The sequence below is a fragment of the Segatella intestinalis genome (assembly GCF_029348455.1).
Taxonomy (GTDB): Bacteria; Bacteroidota; Bacteroidia; order Bacteroidales; family Bacteroidaceae; genus Prevotella.
This window is the reverse complement of record NZ_JARJVV010000020.1, coordinates 48,432-55,666: the sequence shown is the minus strand read 5'-3', so window position 1 is coordinate 55,666 and position 7,235 is coordinate 48,432. Positions and strand designations below refer to the sequence as shown.

Genomic DNA, 7,235 nt, shown 5'->3' with positions numbered 1-7,235 from the left:
TTCTTTACAAAGATACAAAATATTTTTGGTATAAGCAAATATAAATAGTTAATATTCAATAAGATACAACATTAATATCTATATGTTAAAAGGTAAAAAGTTTGATGCGTTTGCCCTGGTTCGATACTTTAGAACACAAGTTCGATACTTTAGAACATAAGTTCGATACTTTAGAACATAAGTTCGATACTTTAGAACATAGATTTTTATGACTATAAAAGAACATTTATTATAGTCATATTCACAGTTGACTACTTATGCTGAGTAGCGGCAAACATGATTTAAATATATAAAAAAACAAAAAAAGAATGATTTTTGAGTTTTTTATGTTACTTTTGCAAGCTGAAATGAGAATCAAGAAATTAGATATATTCATCGCGAAGCAATTCGGACTGCTTTTCGTGGGAACATTCTTCATCTGCCAGTTTGTGCTGATGATGCAGTTCCTGTGGAGATACATCGACGAACTGATAGGTAAAGGGTTGTCGGTGGAAGTCATGGCGCAGTTCTTCTGGTACATGGGACTCATGCTTGTACCACAGGCCCTGCCTTTGGCCATTCTGCTCTCTTCGCTTATCACCTTCGGCAACCTGGGAGAAAGTTCTGAGCTGACAGCTATCAAGGCCGCAGGCATCTCGCTGATGCAGGCTTTCAGGTCGCTCATCATCATCACTGTCCTTGTGATGGTCAGCTCGTTCTACTTTCAGAACAACATCGGACCCAGCTCCAACATGAAGCTGGCACAGCTTCTCATCTCGATGAAACAGAAGAGTCCTGAGTTGGAAATCCCTGAGGGAATCTTCTATGACGGAATCCCCAACTGCAACCTCTACGTACAGAAGAAAGACCTCAAGACGGGCAAGTTGTATGGCATCATGATCTATCGCATGACCAACAGCTATGAGGATGCCGCCATTATCCTCGCCGACTCGGGTATGCTGCAGAGTACGGCCGAGAAGAAACACCTTGTACTGAGCCTGTACAGCGGAGAATGGTTTGAGAACATGCAGAGCAGCGAGCTTGCCAACAGCGCCGCAGTGCCCTACCGAAGAGAGACCTTCATCTCGAAGAAAATCGTGCTCGACTTCGACAACGACTTCAGCCTCACCGATGCCAGTTCGCTGTCAAACAATGCCAAGGCGAAGAGTCTTGCCAAGATAGAACACGACATCGACTCCATCAACCAGTCGTACGACTCGATAGGAAGAATGTACCTGGCTGATGCCAGAATAAGATACTATCACCAGCCATTCATGAGCAAGCAAGACTCGCTACAGGCTGTGAAAAAAGCTGCTGCAACAAAGGTGAATATCGACTCTCTGTTCGAGAAGATGCCTACAGAGCGCAGGCTGTCGGTAGTAAACTACGCTTCATCCGACGTGCAGCAAGCCATGAACGACCTCGACTTCAAGAGTATGATCACCAATGTGGGCGACCGACTGATAAGAGACCACAAGATAGAGGCCATCAACAAGTTCACGCTGGCGTTGTCGTGCCTCATTTTCTTCTTCATCGGAGCACCGCTGGGTGCCATCATCCGAAAAGGAGGATTGGGATTCCCTGTCATCATCTCGGTGCTGGTTTTCATCACCTTCTTTATTCTCGACAACACTGGATACCGAATGAGCCGAAGCGGAATTTGGGCTATTTGGTTTGGAAAAGGACTTGCCACTGCCGTACTGGGACCTTTAGCGGTATTCGTCACCTACAAGGCAACCAACGACTCGACGGTGTTCAACATAGATATGTACAAAGAGTTTATATTCAAGCTTTTGGGAATACGACTCAAACGACATATCTTTGGCAAGGAGGTCATCATCAACGACCCAGCATACACTGAGGACGCCGTCAAGCTGAAACACATCAACGAAGATATCGAGGCATACAACAAGGAGCACAGACTCAAAAAATGGCCCAACTTCATCAATGTGTTCTTCAAATATCAGCCCGATCATGAGATAGAGCGCATCAGCAACGAACTGGAAGCAGTGATAGAAGACTTGTCGAATACAAAGAACAAATATATCCTGCACAACATCAACCAGTATCCCGTACTCTCGCCCAAGGCTCACACACGTCCATTCGAACGTAAATGGCTCAATATCCTGGCAGCCCTCATCGTTCCTTTAGGCACTGTGCTCTACCTTAGAATGTGGAGTTTCCGCCTACGACTGTACAGAGACCTGAAAGTGGTGACGCAGGTGAACAACGACATCATCATGAGAACTAAAGAAATGTAACTATATATATAATAAGGTATCAATTAGAAAATGGAAGACGTAAGATTGAATAGCATAGAAGAAGCCGTAGAAGACTTCAAAGAAGGAAAATTCGTTATCGTAGTAGACGATGAAGACCGAGAAAACGAGGGCGACCTCATCATAGCAGCAGAGAAGATTGATGCAGACAAGGTAAACTTCATGCTCAAGCATGCACGTGGCGTGCTCTGCGCACCTATCACCATCAGCCGATGCGACGAGCTGGATCTGCCTCACCAGGTTTCAGAGAACACATCCATGCTTGGAACTCCATTCACCGTCACCATCGACAAACTCGAAGGATGCAGCACTGGAGTATCTGCTCACGACAGAGCTGAGACCATCAAAGCCCTTGCCGACCCCAACTCCACATCCAAGACCTTTGGACGTCCAGGACATATCAACCCACTATATGCACAAGACAACGGAGTGCTGCGCAGAAGCGGACATACCGAGGCCGCCATCGACCTTTGCAAGATGGCGGGACTCTACCCTGCCGGCGCACTGATGGAAATCATGAACGAAGATGGCACCATGGCCCGCCTGCCACAACTCCTGAAGTTTGCTAAGGAATGGGGTTTGAAAATCATCTCCATCAAAGACATGATAGAATACCGACTCAAGAAAGAGTCGCTGATAGAAATAGGTGAAGAGGTAGACCTGCCTACAGAATACGGTCACTTCCATCTCATTCCTTTCCGCCAGGCAAGCAACGGACTGGAGCACATGGCCCTCATCAAGGGAGAATGGAAAGAAGACGAGCCTATCCTCGTACGTGTTCACTCATCTTGCGCCACCGGCGACATCCTGGGAAGCAAGCGCTGCGACTGCGGTCAGCAGCTTCACAAAGCCATGGAGATGATCGAGAAAGAAGGCAAGGGAGTACTCATCTACATGCAGCAGGAAGGAAGAGGCATCGGTCTGATGAACAAGATTGCCGCCTATAAGCTTCAGGAAGAAGGCTACGACACCGTGGACGCCAACACCCATCTGGGCTTTAAACCCGATGAGCGCGACTATGGCTGTGGAGCACAGATGCTGCGCCATCTCGGTGTACACAAAATGCGCCTGATGACAAACAACCCCGTAAAACGTGTCGGACTGGAGGCCTACGGACTGGAAATCGTAGAGAATATCGCCATCGAGACCACTCCCAACAAATACAATGAGCGATACCTCAAAACCAAGAGAGACCGCATGGGACATGTGCTTCACCTGGGTTAAACATGGCAGAATGTAACAATTTAGATACAAAAAGTTAAATAATAACATGTTTCTTTCCGCAAAAGAAATAAAATAATTACTTTTGCAGTCGAATTATAAACATTGATATAAATTATGGCACAATTATCAGATCGTCTTAACAGATTGGCACCATCAGCAACGCTGGCGATGTCGCAGAAAAGCAGTGAAATGAAGGCTCAAGGAATCGACGTGATCAACATGAGCGTGGGAGAACCCGATTTCAACACACCTGACAACATCAAAGAGGCAGCCAAAAAGGCTATCGACGAAAATTACTCTCGTTACTCTCCTGTTCCAGGATACCCTGACTTGAGAAAAGCAATTGTTGCCAAACTGAAAAACGAGAACAATCTTGACTATACTGCCAATGAGGTAATCGTAGGTACTGGCGGCAAGCAGTGCGTCTGCAACGCAGTACTCGCCTTGGTAAATCCTGGTGATGAGGTCATCATCCCTGCACCTTACTGGGTAAGCTATCCACAGATGGTGAAACTGGCTGGCGGTGTACCTGTCATCGTAAACGCAGGTTTCGACCAGGACTTCAAAATGACAGCCGAGCAGTTGGAACAAGCCATCACTCCCAAGACCAAGATGCTCATCCTCTGCTCACCAAGCAACCCTACAGGTAGCGTCTATTCTAAGGAAGAGTTGGCAGCACTCGCTGATGTACTGAGAAGACACAAGGAAGTTTTCGTATTGGCTGATGAAATTTACGAACACATCAACTATATCGGCAAGCACCACAGCATCGCACAGGAACCTGACATGAAGGAACAGGTCATCATTGCCAACGGTGTATCAAAGGCTTATGCCATGACAGGTTGGCGTATCGGATTCCTCGCAGGTCCTGAGTGGATCATCAAGGGATGTAACAAACTGCAGGGACAGTACACCAGCGGTACATGTTCTGTGAGCCAGAAAGCAGCCGAGGCAGCCTACACACTCGACCAAAGTGCCGTAGAGAACATGCGCCAAGCTTTCGAACGCCGTCGCAACCTCATCGTAAAGTTGGCTAAAGAAGTACCAGGTCTTGAGGTGAATATGCCACAGGGAGCCTTCTATCTCTTCCCAAAATGCAGCAGCTTCTTTGGCAAGAGCACAGGCGACCGTACCATCAACAATTCCACAGACCTGGCTATGTATCTCTTGGAAGAGGCTCACGTGGCTACAGTGGGAGGTGACGCTTTCGGAGACCCAGATTGTTTCCGTATGAGTTACGCCACAAGCGATGAGAATATCGTAGAGGCAATACGCCGAATCAAGGAGGCGTTGGGCAAGCTCAAGTAATCGAAAAGAAACAACAGCAAACGAATAAGAAATCGGTAAAAACTCGCAATAAAAGCGTAGAAAACGACTTAAATAACGAGATATTGATTAAATACATTCAATATCTCGTTAAAACTTCTTAAATGCGTTTCGTGTTTTATTTTTAATTATTATCTTTGCCCTTAGTAACAGAAAAAACCAAACTTTGTCTTGACACAAATAAGGTCTACAAAACATTAGAGAAAAAACATTCAAATAATTTATTAACTAATAATTTAAAAAAAGTAAAATTATGGCAACTACAAAACAAGCAGCCCCTAAGAAAAAATCTGAGGGCTTTCAGGGAGTAAGAGGCGCATTCTGGATCATCGTGGTATGTGCTATCATCGCATTCACTTTGTTCTTCACATGGTTCGGAAACGACATGCACTTCCAGGATCCAGGTGTACAGGATCACCCAGCAGACATTTGGGGTACAATCTACAAAGGTGGTGTTATCGTACCTGTAATTCACACATTGTTGCTCACCGTATTGGCAATGACTATCGAGCGTTGGATGGCCCTCAAGACCGCTACTGGTAAAGGTGCTCTTCCTAAGTTCGTTGCAAACATCAAGGCAGCTTTGAACGCTAACGATTTCGCTAAGGCTGAGCAGCTCTGCAACAAGCAGCGCGGTACTGTAGCCAACGTTGTTATGGCTTCTTTGAACGCTTACAAGTCAATGGAGTCTGGCGCTAACGCTTCTTTGAAGAAGGCTCAGAAGGTAGCTAAGATCCAGCAGGCTCATGAGGAGGCTACTCAGTTGGAGATGCCTACTCTGACAATGAACTTGCCTATCATCGCTACAATCGTAACTCTTGGTACACTTACTGGTCTTCTCGGTACTGTAACCGGTATGATCAAGTCTTTCCAGGCCATGGGTGAAGGTGGTGGCGCTGACTCAGCAGCACTTTCTGTAGGTATTTCTGAGGCGTTGATCAACACCGCATTCGGTATTTTGACATCTTGGTGTGCTGTTGTATCTTACAACACATTCACCAACAAGGTTGATAAGTTGACATACGCACTCGACGAGGTAGGTTACTCAATTGCTCAGACATACGAAGCTAACCACGCAGAAGAGGCTTAATTTTTGCTAACCCTTTAAAATTTTATCGCTATGGGTAAAGTAAAAATTAAGAAGAGTGACATCTGGATCGATATGACGCCTATGTCAGACGTTATGACCCTGTTGCTTACCTTCTTCATGCTCACCTCTACTTTCGTAAAGAATGAGCCTGTAAAGGTAAACACACCAGGTTCTGTGTCTGAAATCAAGGTGCCTGAGAACGGAGTCTTGACTATCTTGGTAAATCCTGAAAAGGACAAGGCTGGTAATCCTACCGGCGAGGGCCAAGTATTTATGAGTATTGATAATACTGATCAGCTGGGTGCTTCACTGAGCACTATGACTGGTGCTTTCGGTGTGGAGCTGACACCTAAGATGATAGAGACATTCAAGAGTGAGGGTACATTCGGTGTCCCAATGAGCGACCTGAAGACTTACTTGGCTATGAATGCTTCTAAGCGTCCACAGTATCTCCAGCAGAAAGGTATTCCTCTCGACAGTATTAATGGTGGTATGAGCGAGTTCCAGCAGTGGGTAAACGCTGCTCGCCAGACAAACGAGGACATCAAGATTGCCCTCAAGGCTGATGCTTCTACTCCATATAAGACAGTTAAGAGAGTGATGAACGAACTCCAGGATATGGACGAGAGTCATTACTATATGATTACACAGTTAAAACAACAGGGGGACGAATAAATGGCTAAGAAAGAAAGCAAACAAAAGAAAATGAATGTCCGCGTAGACTTTACGCCTATGGTGGATATGCTTATGCTTCTTATCACGTTCTTCATGCTGTGTACATCTTTGAGCAAACCTCAGACTATGGAGCTGACAATGCCAAGTAATGATGAGAACCAGAACGACGAGAACAAGAATGAGGCTAAAGCTTCTGAGACTGTGACACTCTATGTAACTGCAGACAACAAGATTTACTATGGTGCTGGTATCCCTAAGTACGACGATCCTACATGGATTAAGGAGACAACATGGGGCACCAATGGTGTCCGTAAGGTCTTGAGAGAGCATGCTACAGAGAACGGTACACGTCCAGTAGAGAGAATCTCACTCGCTGTTAAGGAGTTAAACATGGAGCGTTCTAAGAATCCAAAACAATATCCTGACAGCATCTATCAGAAGAAATTGAGTGACTTGAAGGCAGGTAACTTAAAGGATGGTAAGATCCCAACCCTGACTATCGTCATCAAGCCTACTGACAATGCTTCGTACAAGAATATGGTTGACGCACTCGATGAAATGCAGATTTTGAACATTGGTACGTATGTCATCGACAAGATTAGCGCTGACGACGAGAAGCTTCTCAAGTCAAGAAACGTTAAGATGTAAGATGATTGCTAACA

6 protein-coding genes are annotated in these 7,235 nt (G+C 45.5%); all 6 read left to right on the top strand.

The features are described 5' to 3' along the window. Positions 1–347: 347 nt before the first annotated feature. The 6 genes from P3T48_RS12760 (at position 348) to P3T48_RS12735 (ending at position 7,221) form a co-directional block, all read left to right on the top strand. Complete coding sequence (locus P3T48_RS12760; RefSeq protein ID WP_217758245.1) at positions 348–2,240, top strand: LptF/LptG family permease; 1,893 nt, start codon at positions 348–350, stop codon at positions 2,238–2,240. 30 nt (positions 2,241–2,270) lie between these two features. Continuing rightward, the gene (locus P3T48_RS12755) at positions 2,271–3,482 is read left to right on the top strand and encodes a bifunctional 3,4-dihydroxy-2-butanone-4-phosphate synthase/GTP cyclohydrolase II (protein WP_276506917.1); all 1,212 of its coding nucleotides are present in this window, start codon (positions 2,271–2,273) and stop codon (positions 3,480–3,482) included. A 114-nt stretch (positions 3,483–3,596) separates the two neighbouring features. Continuing rightward, the gene (locus tag P3T48_RS12750; protein ID WP_276506916.1) at positions 3,597–4,790 is read left to right on the top strand and encodes a pyridoxal phosphate-dependent aminotransferase; all 1,194 of its coding nucleotides are present in this window, start codon (positions 3,597–3,599) and stop codon (positions 4,788–4,790) included. A gap of 271 nt (positions 4,791–5,061) precedes the next feature. Continuing rightward, positions 5,062–5,898, top strand: coding sequence for a MotA/TolQ/ExbB proton channel family protein (locus P3T48_RS12745; RefSeq protein WP_158462600.1), 837 nt, complete (start codon positions 5,062–5,064; stop codon positions 5,896–5,898). A gap of 30 nt (positions 5,899–5,928) precedes the next feature. Further along, the gene (locus tag P3T48_RS12740) at positions 5,929–6,573 is read left to right on the top strand and encodes an ExbD/TolR family protein (protein ID WP_276506915.1); all 645 of its coding nucleotides are present in this window, start codon (positions 5,929–5,931) and stop codon (positions 6,571–6,573) included. Then, positions 6,574–7,221 (top strand): ExbD/TolR family protein, encoded by a 648-nt coding sequence (locus tag P3T48_RS12735; protein WP_276506914.1) that lies wholly within the window; start codon positions 6,574–6,576, stop codon positions 7,219–7,221. The last annotated feature ends 14 nt before the right edge of the window (positions 7,222–7,235 follow it).